Origin of the sequence: Desulfosporosinus cupriresistens (genome assembly GCF_001707885.1) — a bacterium.
Lineage (GTDB): Bacteria > Bacillota > Desulfitobacteriia > Desulfitobacteriales > Desulfitobacteriaceae > Desulfosporosinus.
On sequence record NZ_MASS01000020.1, the window covers coordinates 22197 to 40123 of the forward strand.

Here is a 17927-nt window from a genome sequence, read left to right on the forward strand (position 1 = left end):
AACTTCAGGTTAAGTGAACTATCTCTGCCTACCTAGCCAACGCTCTCCTACCGCGATAAACTGCGCTCTCTCCAAGTTCTTCCTCAATTCGGAGTAGTTCGTTGTACTTGGCCACCCGTTCTGTCCGTGCCGGAGCCCCTGTTTTAATCATGCCTGCATTGACAGCAACCGCCACATGGGCGAGAGTGACGTCTTCCGTCTCTCCTGAACGATGAGAGACTACTGCCGTATATCCTGCCCGTTTGGCCATCTCGATGGCATCCAAAGTTTCAGTTAAGGTTCCGATTTGGTTGAGCTTAATGAGAATCGAGTTGGCACATTTCTCCTTAATTCCACGAGCCAAGCGCTCCGGGTTGGTCACAAATAAATCGTCCCCAACGAGCTGAACACGATCTCCTAAGCGCTCGGTCAACTTATGCCAGCCATCCCAATCGTCTTCATGCAGTCCATCTTCTATAGAAACTATCGGATACCGTTTGATCAGTCCCTCATAGAAATCAATCATCTCGTCCGAGGTCTTCTTGAGCCCCTCACCAGCTAAATTATAGATTCCATTTTCGTAAATTTCTGAGGCTGCGACATCAAGGGCTAAAGCCACATCTTCTCCTGGAACGTATCCTGCCCTTTGAATAGCGTCAACAATGCAAAGTAGCGCATCTTCGTTAGATTCGAGGTTAGGCGCAAAACCGCCTTCATCCCCGACTGCTGTTGCTAGGGTTTTTTCTTTTAAAACGGCTTTCAGACTGTGGTATACTTCTGTCCCCATGCGCAAGGCCTCAGCAAAGCTCGACGCTCCGACTGGCATAACCATAAATTCCTGAATGTCCACATTGTTATCGGCATGACTACCACCATTCAAAATATTCATCATCGGTACCGGAAGCTCTTTGGCATTTACCCCACCTAAGTATTGATAAAGTGGTAACCCTAACGACTCCGCAGCCGCTTTAGCTGCTGCTAAAGACACTCCAAGGATCGCGTTCGCGCCCAGTTTCCCTTTATTTTCAGTTCCATCAAGTTCAATTAAGGTCCGGTCTAATCCCGGTTGGTCGAACGGATTCAGTCCTTCTACTTCTGGAGCAATTAACGAGTTAACATTCTCGAGTGCTTTCAGTACGCCTTTGCCCATATAACGGGTTTTATCGCCATCCCTAAGTTCAACTGCTTCAAAAGCCCCCGTAGAAGCGCCTGAAGGAACAGCGGCACGACCTATAATCCCATCGGTGAGGACAACATCTACTTCTATCGTTGGGTTTCCTCGAGAATCCAATATCTCACGTGCATAAACATCTGTAATGAAATTCATTTATATATCCCCTTTCATTTTTAAGAAAAACCCCGAATTTTGGAGTCCTTACTTCCTCAAGTGCCCTTTAGCCCTTAAAATAGTTCAAAGAGTTTAAGCTGGTCTGGACTGCTTTACATTTACGATTTAAGTAACGATTTTCCCGTCATTTCCTTCGGTACGGGAATATTGAGCAATTCGAGAATGGTGGGCGCAACATCGCACAAAGCACCACCTTCATGCAGCAGTTGCCCTTTGAAGGTATCATTAACCAAAATGAACGGCACTAAATTTGTGGAGTGGGCCGTCAGAGGAAGCTTCGTCTCAGGATCGACCTTTTCTTCAGCGTTCCCATGATCAGCTGTTATAAGGAGGGTCCCGCCCACTTTTTGTAGCTCATCATAAATCTCGCCCAAGCATTTGTCGACCGCCTCCACGGCCTTGACCGTTGCCTCAAACACACCACTATGTCCTACCATATCCGGGTTAGCGAAGTTAAGAATAATCACATCATATGTATTTTCCCTCAGTTGTTCTAGAAGTGTTCGCGTTAATTCTGGGGCACTCATCTCAGGCTGGAGGTTATATGTCGAAACTTTGGGTGAAGGAATAAGAATTCGTTCTTCGCCTGGATCAGATTCTTCAATTCCACCATTAAAAAAGAACGTCACATGCGCATATTTTTCAGTTTCTGCAATCCGTAATTGTTTTAATCCATGGTGTGAGAGAACCTCTCCCAACGTATTTTTTAAGTTCTGTTGCGGGAACGCAATCGGTGCGCAGATTGTGTCCTCATATGAAGTCATGCACACAAAGTGGACACGCGGGTGAACTGGGCATTCAAACTCTGTAACCTCATCGTCTACGAAGGCATGAGCAATTTCCCGCGCCCGATCTGAGCGGAAGTTAAAGAAGAGTACGCTGTCCCCCTCTTGAATAGTGCCTACTGGTTTCCCCTCTTCATCCACAATCACCGTTGGGAGCACGAATTCATCCGTCACGCGCACATCATAGGAACTCTCTACCGCAGCTAAAGCACTAGCGGCGCATTTTCCTTCGCCCAAAGCCAAGGCTCGGTAGCCTTTTTCTAAACGTTCCCAGCGATGGTCTCGATCCATCACGTAATAACGGCCACTTACCGAAGCAAGTTTACCAATCCCCAGATCACTAAATTTCTGTTCTAGTTGAGCGATATAAAGTTTGGCACTCTGTGGGAGAACATCGCGGCCATCGAGAATAGCATGGACATATACTTTCTCTAACCCCTGTTCCTTTGCCATCTCTAAAAGGGCAAATAGATGCTCTATATGAGAATGAACTCCTCCGTCAGAGAGTAAGCCTAAAAGGTGGAAGGCCTTATTATCGAGACGGGCATGATTCATAGCTTCAACTAGGACGGGATTCTTAAGTAAAGTTCCATCTTTAATCGCTTTAAAGATCCGGGTTAACTCTTGATAGACGACCCGGCCTGCCCCCATATTCAGATGGCCAACTTCAGAATTTCCCATTTGGCCGTCTGGTAGCCCCACGGCCTCCCCTGATGCCTGAAGGGTAGTGTGGGGATATGTTTCTTCCAAGCGACGAAAATTTGGCAAATCTGCTTGGGCAATGGCGTTTCCTTCGATGACCTCGCGATGACCCCACCCATCCAAAATCATCAGCAGAACTGGTTTGGCAACCTCCATCATTATATCCCTTCCACGCGCGCTACAGGAGAACCCGCGTTAAATATTAGTTTAGCAAAACTTTGAGGATCAAGGCTTGCTCCACCTACCAAAGCACCGTCAACATCCGACTCGGTCATTAGCTCGGCTATGTTTTCCGCTTTGACACTTCCACCGTAAAGAATGGGAACTTTTTCGGCGCCAGACCCCATGAGACCAGTCAAGGTGGTTCGGATTGCTGCACACATTTCTTGGGCATCTTTACTAGAAGCCGTTTTCCCAGTGCCAATCGCCCATATCGGCTCATAAGCCACGACTATTCGGCTTAGCTCCTCTGGAGGTAAGCCAGCAAGAGCACGAGATACCTGACCCTGGACCTTCTCAGCTGCTTTTCCTTCTTCACGGATGTTCAGATTTTCCCCGACACAAAGGATCGGTTTAAGTCCTACAGCTAACGCTTTCTGCAATTTCTTCGCAATCGCTTCATCTGTTTCTCCGAACAGCTCGCGCCGTTCAGAGTGGCCAAGTATGACATAGGTACAGGCGACATCCAGCAGCATCTGAGCAGATATCTCGCCAGTGTAGGCCCCTTGGTCTGCCCAGGACATGTTTTGGGCCCCCAAGTGCACAATACTTTCTTCTAATTCATTTTTCAAGGGATAAAGTGCTGTAAAGGGTGCACACAGGATAATATCAAGGTCTGTAACATCCTTAACCTCTTCCAAAAATTTTACTGCATAGTCCTCTGCTTCGCTGACAGTCTTATACATTTTCCAATTGCCAGCGATGATTGGTCGACGAGTTGCCACTTTTTTATTCCTCCACTTCATAATACGAGGTCATTACGAGGTTTGAGGCGCAATCTGATATTCAGCCCTCTCTGACCTCCAAACTATACTTCACCTCTAGAATCTACCTTCAAAATGAATTTTAACCTTAAATCTACACTACGGGTATCAGGCCTCGATTACGCTTTGTCCTGAAGGGCGGCAACGCCAGGCAATACTTTCCCTTCCAGAAATTCAAGTGAGGCGCCACCCCCTGTTGAAATATGGGTCATTTGGTCTGCAACGCCCATTTTCTCTACAGCGGCCACAGAATCCCCGCCACCAACAATTGTGATCCCCCCACAGGAGGCAACTGCCTGAGCAACCCCCTCTGTTCCTTTAGCAAAGGCATCCATTTCAAAAACGCCCATGGGACCGTTCCAGATCACCGTCCGAGCTGTCGAAATGCGGGCCTCAAACTTCTCGGCACTCGCCAAACCTATATCTAAAGCCATTTCATCGTCTAGAATCTCTGACACACTTACCGTACGGTGTGGGGCATCAGCCGCAAAGGCTTTGGCCACCACTATATCGATTGGCAATTCTAATTCCACGCCTTTTGCTTTGGCTTTTTCGATAAGTTGTTTTGCCAAATCCACTTTATCCTCTTCAAGAAGAGATTTTCCCACATTATAACCTTGAGCTTTCAGAAACGTATTCGCCATGCCTCCGCCTATAATTAATGCATCGACCTTTGCCAGGAGGTTTTCAATCACACCAATCTTATCGCTCACTTTGGCACCGCCGATAATGGCCACAAAGGGACGTTCCGGCCTTTCCAAAGCATTACCCATAAATTCAACTTCTTTTTGCATAAGTAAACCCGCCACGGCTGGTATATAGTGGGTGACCCCTTCAGTTGACGCATGAGCACGATGGGCAGTTCCGAAAGCATCATTGACAAACAGGTCGGCGAGTGCAGACATGTCACGGGCAAACGCTGGGTCGTTTTTCTCTTCCTCCGCATGGAAACGGACATTTTCCAACAATAGAACCTGCCCATTTTGCAGCTTGCTAACGGCTTCTGCCGCCACTGACCCGACACAGTCTCCAACAAGGCTCACGTTTTGTCCCAACTTCTCGCTCAAACGTTGAGCTACTGAATCTAAAGAATACTTCGGATTGACCTGGCCTTTAGGACGGCCCAGGTGAGATGCCAAAATCACGCGAGCACCCTGTTGGACGAGATATTCTATTGTAGGCAGAGAGGCTCGTATGCGCGTATCATCCGTTATCTGTCGCTGCTCGTCCAGAGGTACATTAAAGTCCGCTCGAACAAGAACGCGTTTTCCCTGCACCTCGACATCTTTTACACTCTTTTTGTTCATACCAAAATCCCCTTTCCCGTTGAGCTAGGGTTCGGATTGCAATCAGTTTGTTTTACTATTTCTATAAATATACCTTAGTATACCGAAAAAAGAAACTTCCTACTCTCCCGAACTTTCAATCAATTGATCGGAGCAATTCTCTAGTTGAGAACGCTTTATTCACTACTTCTCCATTAACCTGCGGTTTCCTGCCGGACAAGGCTGATTCCAGCCTATATTACAAAATACTCACAGTTCCCTCATAAATAACTCCAGCAAAAGCATCAACCGTTATCCTCTGTCCCTCGGAAATTGTAGTCATAATTTCAGGTAAACCTATAATCGCCGGGATGCCATATTCTAAAGCCGCAATGGCGGCATGAGATGTTAAACCAGATTCTTGAATGACTAATGCCCCAGCCAGCGCCATGAGCGGAACATACCGAGCATCGGTGGAGCAAGCAACAAGAATGTCACCCTTGTTAAACGTATCATGCTCAGGTTGATGGACCATCCGGGCGGTCCCCATATATGATTTTCTCCCAATACCCTTCCCCTTAGCTAGTATCCCTCCTACCACTTGGACTTTAATCATATTCGTCGTGCCAACCTTACCAACAGGAACCCCTGCCGTAATTACGACAATATCCCCCGTTCGAATGTATCTTTTATCTAACGCTGCCGTTACTGCTACTGACAATAACTGGTCGGTTCCCGGGCTTTCCGGAACCACAAGCGGTTCAATCCCCCATTGTAACGCGAGCTTTCGCGCAACCTCCGGAAAAGGTGTAGCAGCTACTATAAGAGCTTTAGGACGATATTTAGAAATCATCCGCGCAGTGATACCGGATTGAGTGGGAGTTAAAATAGCCGTCGCGTTGAGGTCACCAGCGATACTGTAGCTAGCATAGCTAATGGACTCCGCGACATTAAGATGGGGATGGCGTGTTGCCTTAGTTTCTAAAAGGGTTGTTTCTGTTCGTTTAGCGATTTTATCCATCATGCGCACTGCTTCAATAGGGAATTGTCCGGCTGCTGTTTCGCCAGACAGCATAATGGCATCCGCTCCATCTAAGATGGCATTCGCAACATCACTGGTCTCCGCCCGAGTAGGCCGGGGTTGCCGGATCATAGAATCAAGCATTTGGGTTGCCACAATAACCGGCTTCCCGAGTAAATTACATTTTTGAATCATTTCTTTCTGATAAACTGGGACTTCTTCAACCGGGACTTCAACTCCCAAGTCTCCGCGCGCAACCATTAACCCATCGACAACTTCTAAAATAGAATCCAGATTGTTAATTCCTTCTTGACTTTCTATTTTAGCAATAATCTGAACCGTTGCTCCCATTTCCTCGACAATTCTCCGCACCGCCAAGATATCAGACGCTTTACGAGTAAACGAGGCGGCAATAAAATCTATCCCCTGGGTAACACCGAAACGTATATCTTCAATATCCTTTTCAGTCACGCCAGGTAATCTAATCGAAACCCCAGGGACATTGACTCCCTTTTGTGATTTTAAGATACCACCATTACACACCCGCGTCTTAATCTGTTCTTGCTGTACCGAGATGACTTCCAAATCCAGCTGTCCGTCATCAATTAAAATATGTGACCCGGGAACAACGTCTTGCCATAATTCCGGATAGGTTATTCCTACTCTTTCGGAGGAGCCCAGAGCAGATTTCGTGTCTAAAATAAACTCCGCAGCATTAGTAAGTATAATTCCCGTCTCTGGCACCATACCTGTACGGATTTCTGGACCTTTAGTATCGAGCAGGATGCCTAGATATTTCCCCGCCTTCGCAGCTTCTTCTTTTAAGTCGGAAATTCGCACGCCATGTTCTTCATGGGTTCCGTGGGAGAAATTCAAACGGGCAACATTCATCCCTGCCGTCAACAGCTGTTGGATTCTTTCTCTGGATTCGCTTGCAGGACCAATCGTACAAATAATTTTTGTCCTTCTCATTTCCGTATCCTTCCTTATCCATCCCTATAAACCGAGTTTTGAGTTTGCTTAGAAGTTCATATTCCATAAATGCCGCAAGCTTGTAGATACAGCATCGATCCCCTTGGAAACAGCAAGCCTTACGTCCTCTTCGGTTCTCAATAGACCGCCACCGAGAACCGGCACGCCCAGAGCATCCTTCATTTCCTGAATTACAAACTGAGGAACGGTCGCGGGTAAGATTTCAACTGCATCGGGCTTTACCGCAGATGCCATCTTAATGCCTGTTTTGACTGACTCTGAATCTAAGACAAACAGGCGCTGAATAACCACCATACCTTCTCCTCTGGCATATTTGACCAAGTTCGGTTTGGTCGTCACAAGACCACGCAAACCCATTCTCGCCAGGAGGTGTATCCCCGCTCTATCCTTGCCCGCTCCTTCCAGCATATCCAAGTGGACAAGTAAAACCTTATTATCAGCGTGAATCTTTTTTATGATGGAGGGTAGTACATTAATGTCTGCACCTAATAGAAAGATCGTACCAATATTGGGATGGTGGATTGCTTCATTTAGATCCTCTACCCTACGAATCGTTGCCCCAATTTTCTTGTTCAACATAACAGTTTTTAAAAAATCCATTTTCCCATCCCCCTTCTCCCCGTATAAAACGCCTAAATATCCGTTTTTCTCATTGTCCTTATTATGCTAGAAACCATTAATTGCTACACGAATACTCATTAAAATAATCTCCCCTTATTTAATTGGATATAGTTTGTGATCACATGACCACCTTAGACCATTTCCTATCAAAAAATACAACCTCTAATAGAGTACTTCCTATTGGAACTACTTATCAGAGGTTATCTCCTTTACTCCTAACCCATTATCAAATTCTAAGCTTAATTATTAGATGACGCAACGCATCATAGTCCTTATAATTTATATCCATAAAAGAATACTCACTTTAGCCGGAATGCCATATTTGCCGATATACGTTTCATTTGCTTTTTCTCCGGCTAAGTGAGTAACTATCTCTTCCTCCATCAACTGTAGAATGGGATACCGTGGATAAGAAGGGCTCAGCGGAAACACATACTCGACCGATTCGCCTTAATATTTGAGCTTAGATTCTGTCCCTTTCAATAAACGCTGATAATTAGCGCGATGACGTACGAAAACCAACATGCCTGCCACGAAAACGAACGCTTTATAAGCGACAGGGGCTGGTGAAATAAGGGTCAATAAAACAGCCGTTGCAGCTCCTAGAGTAGACCCCAGCGAAACATAACGAGTAACAAATGTGACTAAAACAAAAACACTAATGGCAATGAGGGATATCCCTGGAACTAGAACTGTAATAACGCCGAAACCCGTTGCCACACCCTTGCCCGTGGGCTTAAATTTAAAAAAGGGATTCCAACTATGACCTATAATTGCCAGGATACCACCGCCTACGCCACCCCAAGGACCCCACAAATTTAGACAAAGCGCTGTTGCTAAGACACCCTTCAAAGCATCCCCCGCAAACACAGCCAAGCCATATTTTGCACCTAACAATCGAAAAGCATTCGTTGAGCCAATGTTGCCACTTCCTTGTGAGCGAATATCCACGCGTCTGATACGCCCAGCTAAATAAGCAAATGGTATGGCCCCTAGGAAATAAGCACAAAGTAATGCCAAATACTTTAACATGCCCTTTTGACCTCCTCTTTTAAGCGCCAAGTTTCTATCGTATCCTATCTCATCTTGCGCGTTACTTTGGGTTGAGAAGGAAACCTCCTAATAACTACCCCTACCATGGTTTTGCTTGTTAGTTTATCAGATCTTAGCGGAAAATCAATTCACCGAGTTCTCATTTCAAATATTTTCTGAAGAATACCTTAAATTGATGCTTAAGCACTCATAGGTTGGAATGCAACATTAGAATTAACGTTTAAGAATATTGCTTGATTTAGTTTATCAGACGATATGCTTTGGCCAGGATGCGCACAGGATGCTCTGTAGGCAGGCCCGTGCCGTGCTGAATTTGCACTTTACACACTCCACATTCAGTCGTCATACCTTGAAAATCGCCGCGACCTGCCCCCACGTTAATCGCTTCAAAAAGTGTGCTGCCAATTTTCATTGCTTTATCATATTTTTCAGCCTTAAAGCCATAACTACCCGATAAGCCACAACAACCAGCATCAAGATTGCGGATTTTTACTCCGGGAATTAATCCCAAAATGCGCAGAGCAGGCGTTCCAATTCCTTGGGCCTTTAAGTGGCAGGGAGGATGATAACCGTATGATGCCTTAACTTCCTGAAAATCAAGGGGTAATTCTCCCTTTTCATATAGTTGCCACAGAAATTCGAACAAATCATACGTCTGGGTTCCGATGAGCTGGGCCGATGTCGTCTGCAATTTTGGGTAATCTTCTTTCAGTGTCAAACCGCAGCTCGTACAAGATGTAATAATCGGCAGCCCCGCTTCCAGATAAGGTCGCATTAATTCCAAGTTATAAAGACCGTTTCTATGAGCCTGCTCAAACTGGCCGTTCGCCTCTAGTGGTAAACCGCAGCAGTGAAAATTAGGTACTATGGTCTTATACCCCAGATGCTCTAAGACTTTGATCATAATCCGACCTGTATCGGCCTCATTATAGCGTGTATAACAACCTGGGAAATAAACAACCTGTTTATGAGTACTTGCTCCAATCTTTCCACCTTTGTCACCCTGCAGTTCCAGAGGTTTGGCATAAGCTGGTAAGGGACCACTCTCACTAATTGACATTACTCTATCGAGAGCCACGCGGACAAGTTTAATCTTTAAGACCTGATTTGTCAAAGACGGCCATATGACCCCGAGCTTACCCAGATATTCCGCCCGACCCAAAACATAACCCCTCAAACGTAATTTTAGACTCAATGTGTTACTGTTCGGCGCTTGACGAGCGGCTCTCCGGGCACTAAGAATCATCTCCGTTATTTTGACGCCGGATGGACAAGTCAGTTCACATGTCTTGCAATTAGAGCAATCATCTAAGGTTGTTTCACCTTGAATGATCTGGCCCATACGAAACCGTTCCATATCCGGTCCTAACCCTTTTGGTCCAATAAAATGCGGGTTAACTTTAGCCACCGGACACTGAGCTGTACACACATTACATTTTTGACAAGCATCCAATCGAGCTGCCAATTCATCTCTTGAATCCACAGTCAAGGATCCCCTCCCTTTCTAAAATGCTCCGCTCACTAAATTAATTCAGCTGCAACGTAACCAGATGTGACCGAAACCCCTCCACCACACCTTTGAGTCCAAGGATCCCAGTGAGCAAGCATTCTTCCCACGACATGGACATTACCCCAAACTACTTGTCCACTTGTAGGATCGAGGGGCCGCATGAATTCATCTGTTTCTACGCCGACCTGAGTAAACGGTTGAGGAGCAAAAAACTTGGGTCCACTCCACTCGTTTGGCACATAAAGAGGCAGATCAAAAACGCCTTCACTAATTGATTTTCTCGCCATACTCACTTTGATTCCCCCACCCAACAGTCCACCTGTCGCTAAGATGAACTTCTTGCCTTTTAACCGCAACGATTTGCCCATACTGTGGACTATTAGTTCTTGACCGGCTTTAGCCTGACCTTCAGCCGTCGCCTCTCCGTTTATAGATACCGCACGTGCTCCGATCATCAGCTCTCCGCCTAAATCGGTAAAGGTATGCTTGAGATACTCTGCCAAATAACGACCATGTGGGCTGGGTACAAAAGAACTCATTTCCATTACAGGCAGAGAGATTTCGTTCCTAAAGGGCTTTGTGCGCGAAGAGTCAAAGTATCCCCTAACCAAACTGGGCAGAACTACGACAATCTGGCTTGTCGACTTACCCGCCTCCTGGTACTGTCTTTTGATCTCTTCGATCTCCTGAGCAAGGGCTCTTTGCCCTGCTTCGGACCTCCAGATGGCTGCATAATCAATGCTCGACACATTTTTACCCAGTCTGGTCCATTCTGCAAGAGCCTCCACTTGCATCTTCTTCACGCTCACCTGCCAACCTGGAAATTCGCGTGTCATGTTAGCTGCCACGATCTCCGGGAAAAAATCCTTCAATCCTTCGGGCACTAAAAGGACGAACGTTCCCTGCCCTTGACGGTCGGGAAGAACCATGCTACGCGGCATGAGGTCGCCTTGACGCACAGTACCTAAGACAGTAAAAGCAGTCTGGGGCAGGTCACTCACAACATACTCCGGACAGATCTTCTGAACAAAGTGTTGGCCTTGAAGTATGGCCTGTGAATCGAATAAGGTATAGGGGTGTTTCGGCAAATGCCGCAGACCCTCAACGTCTCCATAATCAAAAATCCCCGAGAAATAAAAGAGTGTTCCGACCCCTTCCGTAACTAAAAGAACTTTTTTGCCTCGTTGGGCGGCTCGAATTCCTGCTGTCCAACCAGCTAGACCTCCCCCCACCACTATGGCATCCCACATCTCGTTCATCCCTCACTTTCTTCGGCTTTGAAATTCAGAACGTTCAAAAACAAAGCCCGTGCTAATTCACTTTCGCGAAGTTGCTCTCCCCAAAGAACTGGCATTATTCCTCGCCAACGTTCGCCTAAGAGGATTTGATATTCTTGGATAGTTCTCTCCCAACCACCAAACCTCTCTTGAATCATAGGGGTCGCCCGATAGGTACAATAGGTGCCTTGACACGTCCCCATTCCCAGTCGAGTCTGCCGACGGAGATCATCAAGCGAGTGAATCGAGGGATCTTGCAGAGCATGAAGCACTTCTGCTTGCGTGACCATTTCACATTCGCAAACATACTGTCCCAGCAGGGGTTGACGAGCTATAGCCTCAACGACGGATTCGGCTTGTTCGTTTAATCGTTCCATCATCTTGTCTGCAGCCGCGGCACCTAATAACTGGCGAGCCTTATCCCAAACTTCTGTTGCTAGTTCATTTTGCAAGGGTTCTTCTGCAGTACGGCATACCGTTTGCACCCCTAATTTCGCAACAACCCAATCGGTTACTTTCTCGGCCATCAAGCGGTAAGTCGTTAACTTGCCACCTACAATACTAACGAGCCCACGAACTCCGTCCTTCTTCTCATGATCGATAAGCGAGAAATTCCGGCTAACTCCACGCCCTTCATGATCTGAGGCATCAACGCTTTCATACAAAGGGCGAATTCCAGCAAACGCTCGGACAACTCTCTGCTGTTCAATCTCTTCTACCAAGTTATGACCGATCTCTATTAAATCCATTACATCTTGTTCATTAACCTGATGATCGTCGGGCAAGTCCACTGTTTGGGAAGTCGTCCCAAAAATAGTTACGGTCTCATGTGGTACAAAAATATCACCATCACCCGGTGTTCTTAAACGATTAATGACTCGCTTAAACATCCGTTGGTTGAATACAAGGAGAGCCCCCCTGTCTTTTTGGATGTGCACATCAAAGCCGGACATTGCCGCAATCTCAGAAGACCAAGGTCCTGCAGCATTCACGACGATCTTGCTACGCACTTGGATCGTTTCACCTGTGATAAGATCTTCGGCATAGACTCCTATTACTTGCCCCTGTTCTAGCCAAAGCGACTGAACTTTACAATACGTTTGATAATTTCCTCCGTATTTTTCTGCGGACTTCACGTTCGCCCAGAGCAATTTAAAACCATCGACGGTGGCATCAGGAACTTCAAAGACCCTTGCCGCCTTGCGTGTCAATAAGGGCTCGAGCCGAAAAGCCTCTTCCAGCGGAACCTCTTTAACCGGTATTCCTGCTTGTGCGCACCCTTTGATCCACAACTCCAAATAGCTTGGATCATCCCCATTTAGATATACAAACCACCCTGAAGTATCTTCAATGCAATGCGCTGCAATGCGTTTCAAAATTCTATTTTCCTCGATACACTCCTGCGCAGCCTTATCATCTTTGACCACATAACGACCGCCACTGTGCAAAAGGCCATGAAAGCGTGAACTTGTCCCATGTGCTAAATCTCCTTGTTCTAACAAGAGCGCCGGTATTCCACGCAGACTAAGGTCTCTCAATATGCCAACCCCTGTTGCTCCTCCTCCAATTACTACGACCTGGGTATCGATTTCACGCATCCGTATTACCTCCTTGCCTGAAATTAAGAACCACCAAAGAAACCGTTGTTTCACAATGGCCTCTTTGGTGGCTTCACTTATTCTCAAGCCGCCTTATATGCTTTTACCCTGCTATACAATCTCATCATCGCTTGAACACTTTCTAAATACCTCAAGCAGCGTCTTGACTCTTAGTCTTCTTCCCAATCTTTGCTACGCTCGACTGCTTTCAACCAGCCCTTATAGAGTTTTGCTCTCTTCTCTTCTGCCATATCAGGCTCAAAACGCCGATCAAGCAACCAACGACTTGCCAATTCTTCTTTGCTGGCCCAGAAGCCGACTGCTAGACCCGCTAAATAAGCAGCGCCTAAGGCTGTCGTCTCAATGATTTCGGGTCGATCAACCTGAGTTCCCAAAATATCTGCTTGGAACTGCATCAGTAAATTATTCGCTACCGCACCGCCATCAACTTTCAGGGACTTTAACGCGATTCCAGAGTCGGCCTCCATAGACCCTAAAACATCTTTAGTTTGATAAGCCAAGGAGTCCAAAGCCGCCCGAATAATATGGGATTTTGTTGTTCCTCGAGTCAGACCAAAAATTCCTCCCCTAGCGCGCATATCCCAATAAGGAGCGCCCAAACCGACAAAAGCGGGGACAAAGTAAACGCCATCGGTATCTTTGACTTTTTTAGCAAAATACTCCGAATCCGGGGCTACATCAATCATTTTTAAACCATCTCGCAACCACTGAATTGCTGCCCCCGCAATAAAGATGCTGCCTTCTAAGGCATATTCTACCTTACCATCGATACCCCACGCAATGGTTGTCAACAAGCCATGTTTCGAGGCGTGTATTTTGCTTCCTGTATTCATCAGCATAAAACAACCTGTACCGTAGGTATTTTTGGCATCCCCAGGCTCGTAGCATGCTTGGCCAAACAAAGCTGCTTGCTGATCACCAGCAACGCCGGCAATAGGAATCTCATAGCCTAAGAATACTCCTGCATCGGTATTACCATAGACTTCGCTGGAATTGTGGACCTCAGGCAGCATTACTTGAGGTACGTCAAGTATTTTCAATAATTCATTATCCCAATGCAATTCACGAATATTAAACATCATAGTTCGGGAAGCATTTGAATAATCCGTGACATGTACTTTTCCACCAGTGAGCTTCCAGATAAGCCAGGTATCCGTCGTTCCAAACAGCAATTCGCCGTTTTCAGCTTTAGCACGGGCTCCTTCTACATTATCTAAAATCCATTTTACTTTCGTTCCCGAAAAATAAGCGTCTACCACGAGACCCGTTTTTTCCTGTACCATCTCTTCATAACCCTTGGCCTTGAGATCGTCGCAAATAGCTGTTGTTCTACGACACTGCCAGACAATGGCATTGTACACAGGTTTACCAGTATTTTTATCCCAGACTACCGTCGTCTCACGCTGATTAGTAATCCCAATGGCTGCAATTTCATCAACTTTAATCCCGGTCTTAGCTATGAGCTCTGCAATCACACCATATTGAGTACTCCAAATTTCTTCTGCATCATGCTCAACCCAACCCGCCTTCGGATAGATTTGGGCAAATTCCTTTTGTGTAACTCCAACAATCTTACTTTCTTGGTCAAAAAGGATTGCACGGCAACTTGTAGTACCTTGATCGAGAGCCATAACGTATTTTTTCATTGCAAATCACTCCATCTCTTGATTTTATTCTTGATATTCAAGAATTTCTAGCCCATATAGACTATTTTATATAGAACAGCGCCAAGTACTCCACCAATAATTGGTCCGACAACAGGCACCCAGGAGTAACCCCAATCTGATGATCCTTTTCCCGCTATTGGCAACAAAAAGTGAGCGATTCTGGGTCCCAAGTCACGTGCTGGATTGATAGCATAGCCAGTAGGTCCGCCGAAAGATACACCGAGTCCCCACACTAGGAAACCCCACAAAAGTGGATTAAGGCCAGTAGTCGTTGCCGATTTCGAAATTCCAATGGAAAGTCCTACAAAGACCAATATGAAAGTACCTATGATTTCAGTCAGCAAGTTCGCTGAATAATTTCGAATTTCTGGTCCCGTACTAAAAACGGCCAATTTAGCGCCCTGATCTGGGGTTGCCGCCCATTGCTTCAAATGGGCAAGTAAACTAGCACTGCGCCTATGAATGCTCCCAAGAACTGGGCCGCAATATATGTTGGAAGTCTGCCCAAGGAAACAATCCGATTGTCGCCAGCCCAATCGTTACAGCTGGGTTTAAGTGTGCTCCACTTATTGGGCCTGTGGCATAAATCGCCAAGAGAACTCCAACTGCCCAGCCTAAAGTAATCATAAAAAAGCCACCGTTATTTCCTTTAGTCTTGTTTAATACGACGTTAGCGACTACCCCCGAACCGAACAAAAGTATAATCATAGTACCCAGCATTTCCGCTAAAAACTTTGCTGCCATTTAACGATTCCCCCTCAAATTACGTAAAATTAAGATCTCTCTCCCCTGTTAAAGTTCGTATTAACTATTTACATCCTTGTCAATCCGAGATACCAATTTCCAAGCACTCAGGTTTGATAGTAACTCCACGACCACCTTAGTTTGTAATGCTGGCCTTTCCCAACATCCACAGCCCCCCTCCCTTTCTTAAACTCGACCCAGTGTAGAACCTTAGAGTATCGGTAGATCTAGAGGGGTATGGTTATTATTTACCTCTAGGCCAAGATTAAGATCCTTATATTCTCTTTTTTTCCTTTTCATTAGAAAAAAGAAAAAAACAAGAAGCCAAAGTCGCTAAAACTCAAAAATAGAATTTTTAGCATACTTCGGCTTCTCTAATACTCTCTAGCCTAATTATATTATTTTTTTCAATACTTAGAGGAATATGGATCTTTACTCAAGTACTCCTCTTCATCTTCTCGATGCGAGCAAGATTGAGATGAAGATAAACTGTAATTGTAGTATATTGCTTTTTTTCTGATATTTCAATACCTTTTGGGGGAATTTTTTTATTTTCTTCCCCTTTCTTCATCTATTCGACACAATCTGATGCTCAAGTCCTCGCCCCTCCGTCCCCCATGACTCCTGCCATACCGTAGAATCTCCCCCCGCGCGATTCTCGGCAACCGTAGGCCTGAACCCGCCAAATCTTTGACCTTGAGACTAAACCTCACACAATCCCCATGACTACTTGCGCAATATTGACCACATGATCATCAATCGTATATAGAAGATTAATTAAATCTACCACCGCATAACAAAGTTTTTCTTGGTTAAGGCAATTATCTTCGTCCAGATCACAGTGCGGAGTTTGGGCTAAGGCACTAAACTGTAGACTGCGTTGAAGACGCATGATTTCCGGATGCTCACGGATTACCTCGGCAGCCAAGTCGACATCCCATTTATGGAGTGCTTGAATCATCCTGGCGAAGTTTTTTGTGATCGAGTTATGAAGCTCCTGCAACTGTTCCCAGTCTTCGAATGGAAGAGTTATTTTATCCCGATGCAGTTTTTGAATCAGTTGCCTAATGGAGATAAAGATATCCTCGATGTAGTCCATTTCCTTCAAGATAAATTGAGCATTTAGACATTCTTCCGCTTGCTCCTCCGTTAACCCCTTATGAGATAAAGCTGTAAGAAACCGTGTTATATGCCTGTAATACCAAGCGACTTTTTCTTCAGTCGCTGCAAATTCAACTGCACGCTCCTCATCCAGCTCCAGGACTACGGCTGGAACTTCTTGCATCATTTTTTCTAGAATAAGGTCCCCAAGAGCGATAATTTCAACCTCCACTTGATTTAGAGCAACGGTCGGTACTTCTAGCGAGGATTTATCGAGCACTTTGAACTTCGGGTTAAGGTTTTGATCCGGATTGTCTGGTATGCCCCACTTTAAGGCCTTTGCGATCCACGTGTTGAAAGGGAGAAAGATGAAAACCATAAAGAGGGCAAACAGCAAATGGGCATTGGCTACTTGGCGCTGCAAGTCGCGAGTTGTCCAAGTGATCAGTTGAGCGAATTCAGAGAGAAAGGGGAATACTACGATAGCGGCTACAACTTTATAACCTGTATTAGCCAGCGCCGCCCGCCGAGCATCCCTTTGCTGAGCCGTAAAACTAGAGAGCAAGGTAGTCATTGTCCCCCCAATGTGCGCGCCAAGCACTAAAGGAACCATGACATTTAAATGCAAAAGTTGTTGGCCAGCTAAAGACATCATAATCGCAAATAACGCCGTGCTGCTCTGAATTACCGTCGTTAAGAGAAGCCCAACCAAAAGGGCCAAGAGTGGTTGAGCCCCTATCTGGGTAAGGAATGTATAAACCTCCGGAATATTTTTAAGGGGCGCTGAAGCCTCCGACATATTGGCCATCCCGACGAAGATAATCCCAAACCCAATCAAGGACTGACCCAGATGCTTCCACTGACCACGGCCGAAAACATGCAATATAAATCCTAAAAAGATTGCACCTAGGGCGATGTTGAGCATCTTAAAGGCAATCAGCTGAATTACAATAGAGGTTCCTACAGCGGATCCCAAGACGATTCCCAAAGCCTGAGCTAGACTCATCATACCTGCATTAACAAACTCTACGACTAAAACAGTTGTTGCGGCAGAGCTTTGAAGGGCCACTGTCACGACCATACCCAGCAAAACTGCAAGAAACGTTTTTTCTGTTAAGGAGTTGAGAATTTGTTTCAGACGGTTGGCCGCAAACTTTTGCAAGCCGTCTGATGTTGTGTGAACTCCATACATAAAAAGTCCCAAACCGCCCAGAAATATAAAAACAGGCCCCAGCATGCTGATAGTTCATCAACTCCTC

Annotated in this window: 12 protein-coding genes and 1 pseudogene; all 13 read right to left on the reverse strand. The window is 45.8% G+C overall.

The window, feature by feature from the left end:
- Positions 1–28: 28 nt before the first annotated feature.
- The 13 genes and pseudogenes from eno to DSBG_RS10075 all read right to left on the reverse strand — a co-directional run bounded on the left by eno (position 29) and on the right by DSBG_RS10075 (position 17905).
- A complete protein-coding gene (gene eno, locus DSBG_RS10015) occupies positions 29–1306 on the reverse strand; it encodes a phosphopyruvate hydratase (protein WP_068964098.1) in 1278 nt (425 codons plus the stop codon).
- Between the two features lie 119 nt (positions 1307–1425).
- Positions 1426–2970 (reverse strand): 2,3-bisphosphoglycerate-independent phosphoglycerate mutase, encoded by a 1545-nt coding sequence (gene gpmI / locus DSBG_RS10020; protein WP_141694288.1) that lies wholly within the window; start codon positions 2968–2970, stop codon positions 1426–1428.
- A gap of 2 nt (positions 2971–2972) precedes the next feature.
- The gene (gene tpiA, locus DSBG_RS10025; protein WP_068964102.1) at positions 2973–3758 is read right to left on the reverse strand and encodes a triose-phosphate isomerase; all 786 of its coding nucleotides are present in this window, start codon (positions 3756–3758) and stop codon (positions 2973–2975) included.
- A gap of 158 nt (positions 3759–3916) precedes the next feature.
- Positions 3917–5104: a phosphoglycerate kinase gene (locus DSBG_RS10030; protein WP_068964104.1), complete on the reverse strand. Its 1188-nt coding sequence runs from the start codon at positions 5102–5104 to the stop codon at positions 3917–3919.
- Positions 5105–5321: 217 nt separating this feature from the next.
- Positions 5322–7055: a pyruvate kinase gene (gene pyk / locus DSBG_RS10035; RefSeq protein ID WP_068964106.1), complete on the reverse strand. Its 1734-nt coding sequence runs from the start codon at positions 7053–7055 to the stop codon at positions 5322–5324.
- Positions 7056–7103: 48 nt separating this feature from the next.
- Positions 7104–7676, reverse strand: a complete 573-nt coding sequence (locus DSBG_RS10040; protein WP_068964108.1) for a glycerol-3-phosphate responsive antiterminator — start codon at positions 7674–7676, stop codon at positions 7104–7106.
- A 471-nt stretch (positions 7677–8147) separates the two neighbouring features.
- Complete coding sequence (plsY, locus tag DSBG_RS10045; protein ID WP_068964109.1) at positions 8148–8729, reverse strand: glycerol-3-phosphate 1-O-acyltransferase PlsY; 582 nt, start codon at positions 8727–8729, stop codon at positions 8148–8150.
- Between the two features lie 259 nt (positions 8730–8988).
- Entirely contained in the window at positions 8989–10233 is a 1245-nt protein-coding gene (locus tag DSBG_RS10050) for an anaerobic glycerol-3-phosphate dehydrogenase subunit C (RefSeq protein WP_068964155.1), read from the reverse strand.
- A gap of 38 nt (positions 10234–10271) precedes the next feature.
- Entirely contained in the window at positions 10272–11519 is a 1248-nt protein-coding gene (locus DSBG_RS10055; RefSeq protein WP_242877527.1) for an FAD-binding protein, read from the reverse strand.
- Positions 11516–13135: an anaerobic glycerol-3-phosphate dehydrogenase subunit GlpA gene (glpA, locus tag DSBG_RS10060; protein ID WP_068964111.1), complete on the reverse strand. Its 1620-nt coding sequence runs from the start codon at positions 13133–13135 to the stop codon at positions 11516–11518. Before glpA ends, DSBG_RS10055 begins: the two co-directional genes overlap by 4 nt.
- A gap of 170 nt (positions 13136–13305) precedes the next feature.
- Positions 13306–14802, reverse strand: a complete 1497-nt coding sequence (glpK, locus tag DSBG_RS10065; protein WP_068964113.1) for a glycerol kinase GlpK — start codon at positions 14800–14802, stop codon at positions 13306–13308.
- Between the two features lie 47 nt (positions 14803–14849).
- A pseudogene (locus tag DSBG_RS10070) lies at positions 14850–15567 on the reverse strand (MIP/aquaporin family protein).
- Positions 15568–16276: 709 nt separating this feature from the next.
- Positions 16277–17905 carry a Na/Pi cotransporter family protein gene (locus DSBG_RS10075; RefSeq protein WP_068964115.1) on the reverse strand — a complete coding sequence of 543 codons (1629 nt, stop codon included), beginning with the start codon at positions 17903–17905 and terminating at the stop codon, positions 16277–16279.
- Positions 17906–17927 lie beyond the last annotated feature (22 nt).

What these genes read in the sequence shown, in the direction of transcription:
- eno (WP_068964098.1), bottom strand. Translation starts at nt 1,306, where the DNA reads ATGAATTTCATTACAGATGTTTATGCACGTGAGATATTGGATTCTCGA.
- gpmI (WP_141694288.1), bottom strand. Translation starts at nt 2,970, where the DNA reads ATGGAGGTTGCCAAACCAGTTCTGCTGATGATTTTGGATGGGTGGGGT.
- DSBG_RS10030 (WP_068964104.1), bottom strand. Translation starts at nt 5,104, where the DNA reads ATGAACAAAAAGAGTGTAAAAGATGTCGAGGTGCAGGGAAAACGCGTT.
- pyk (WP_068964106.1), bottom strand. Translation starts at nt 7,055, where the DNA reads ATGAGAAGGACAAAAATTATTTGTACGATTGGTCCTGCAAGCGAATCC.
- DSBG_RS10040 (WP_068964108.1), bottom strand. Translation starts at nt 7,676, where the DNA reads ATGGATTTTTTAAAAACTGTTATGTTGAACAAGAAAATTGGGGCAACG.
- plsY (WP_068964109.1), bottom strand. Translation starts at nt 8,729, where the DNA reads ATGTTAAAGTATTTGGCATTACTTTGTGCTTATTTCCTAGGGGCCATA.
- DSBG_RS10055 (WP_242877527.1), bottom strand. Translation starts at nt 11,519, where the DNA reads ATGAACGAGATGTGGGATGCCATAGTGGTGGGGGGAGGTCTAGCTGGT.
- glpA (WP_068964111.1), bottom strand. Translation starts at nt 13,135, where the DNA reads ATGCGTGAAATCGATACCCAGGTCGTAGTAATTGGAGGAGGAGCAACA.
- glpK (WP_068964113.1), bottom strand. Translation starts at nt 14,802, where the DNA reads ATGAAAAAATACGTTATGGCTCTCGATCAAGGTACTACAAGTTGCCGT.
- DSBG_RS10075 (WP_068964115.1), bottom strand. Translation starts at nt 17,905, where the DNA reads ATGCTGGGGCCTGTTTTTATATTTCTGGGCGGTTTGGGACTTTTTATG.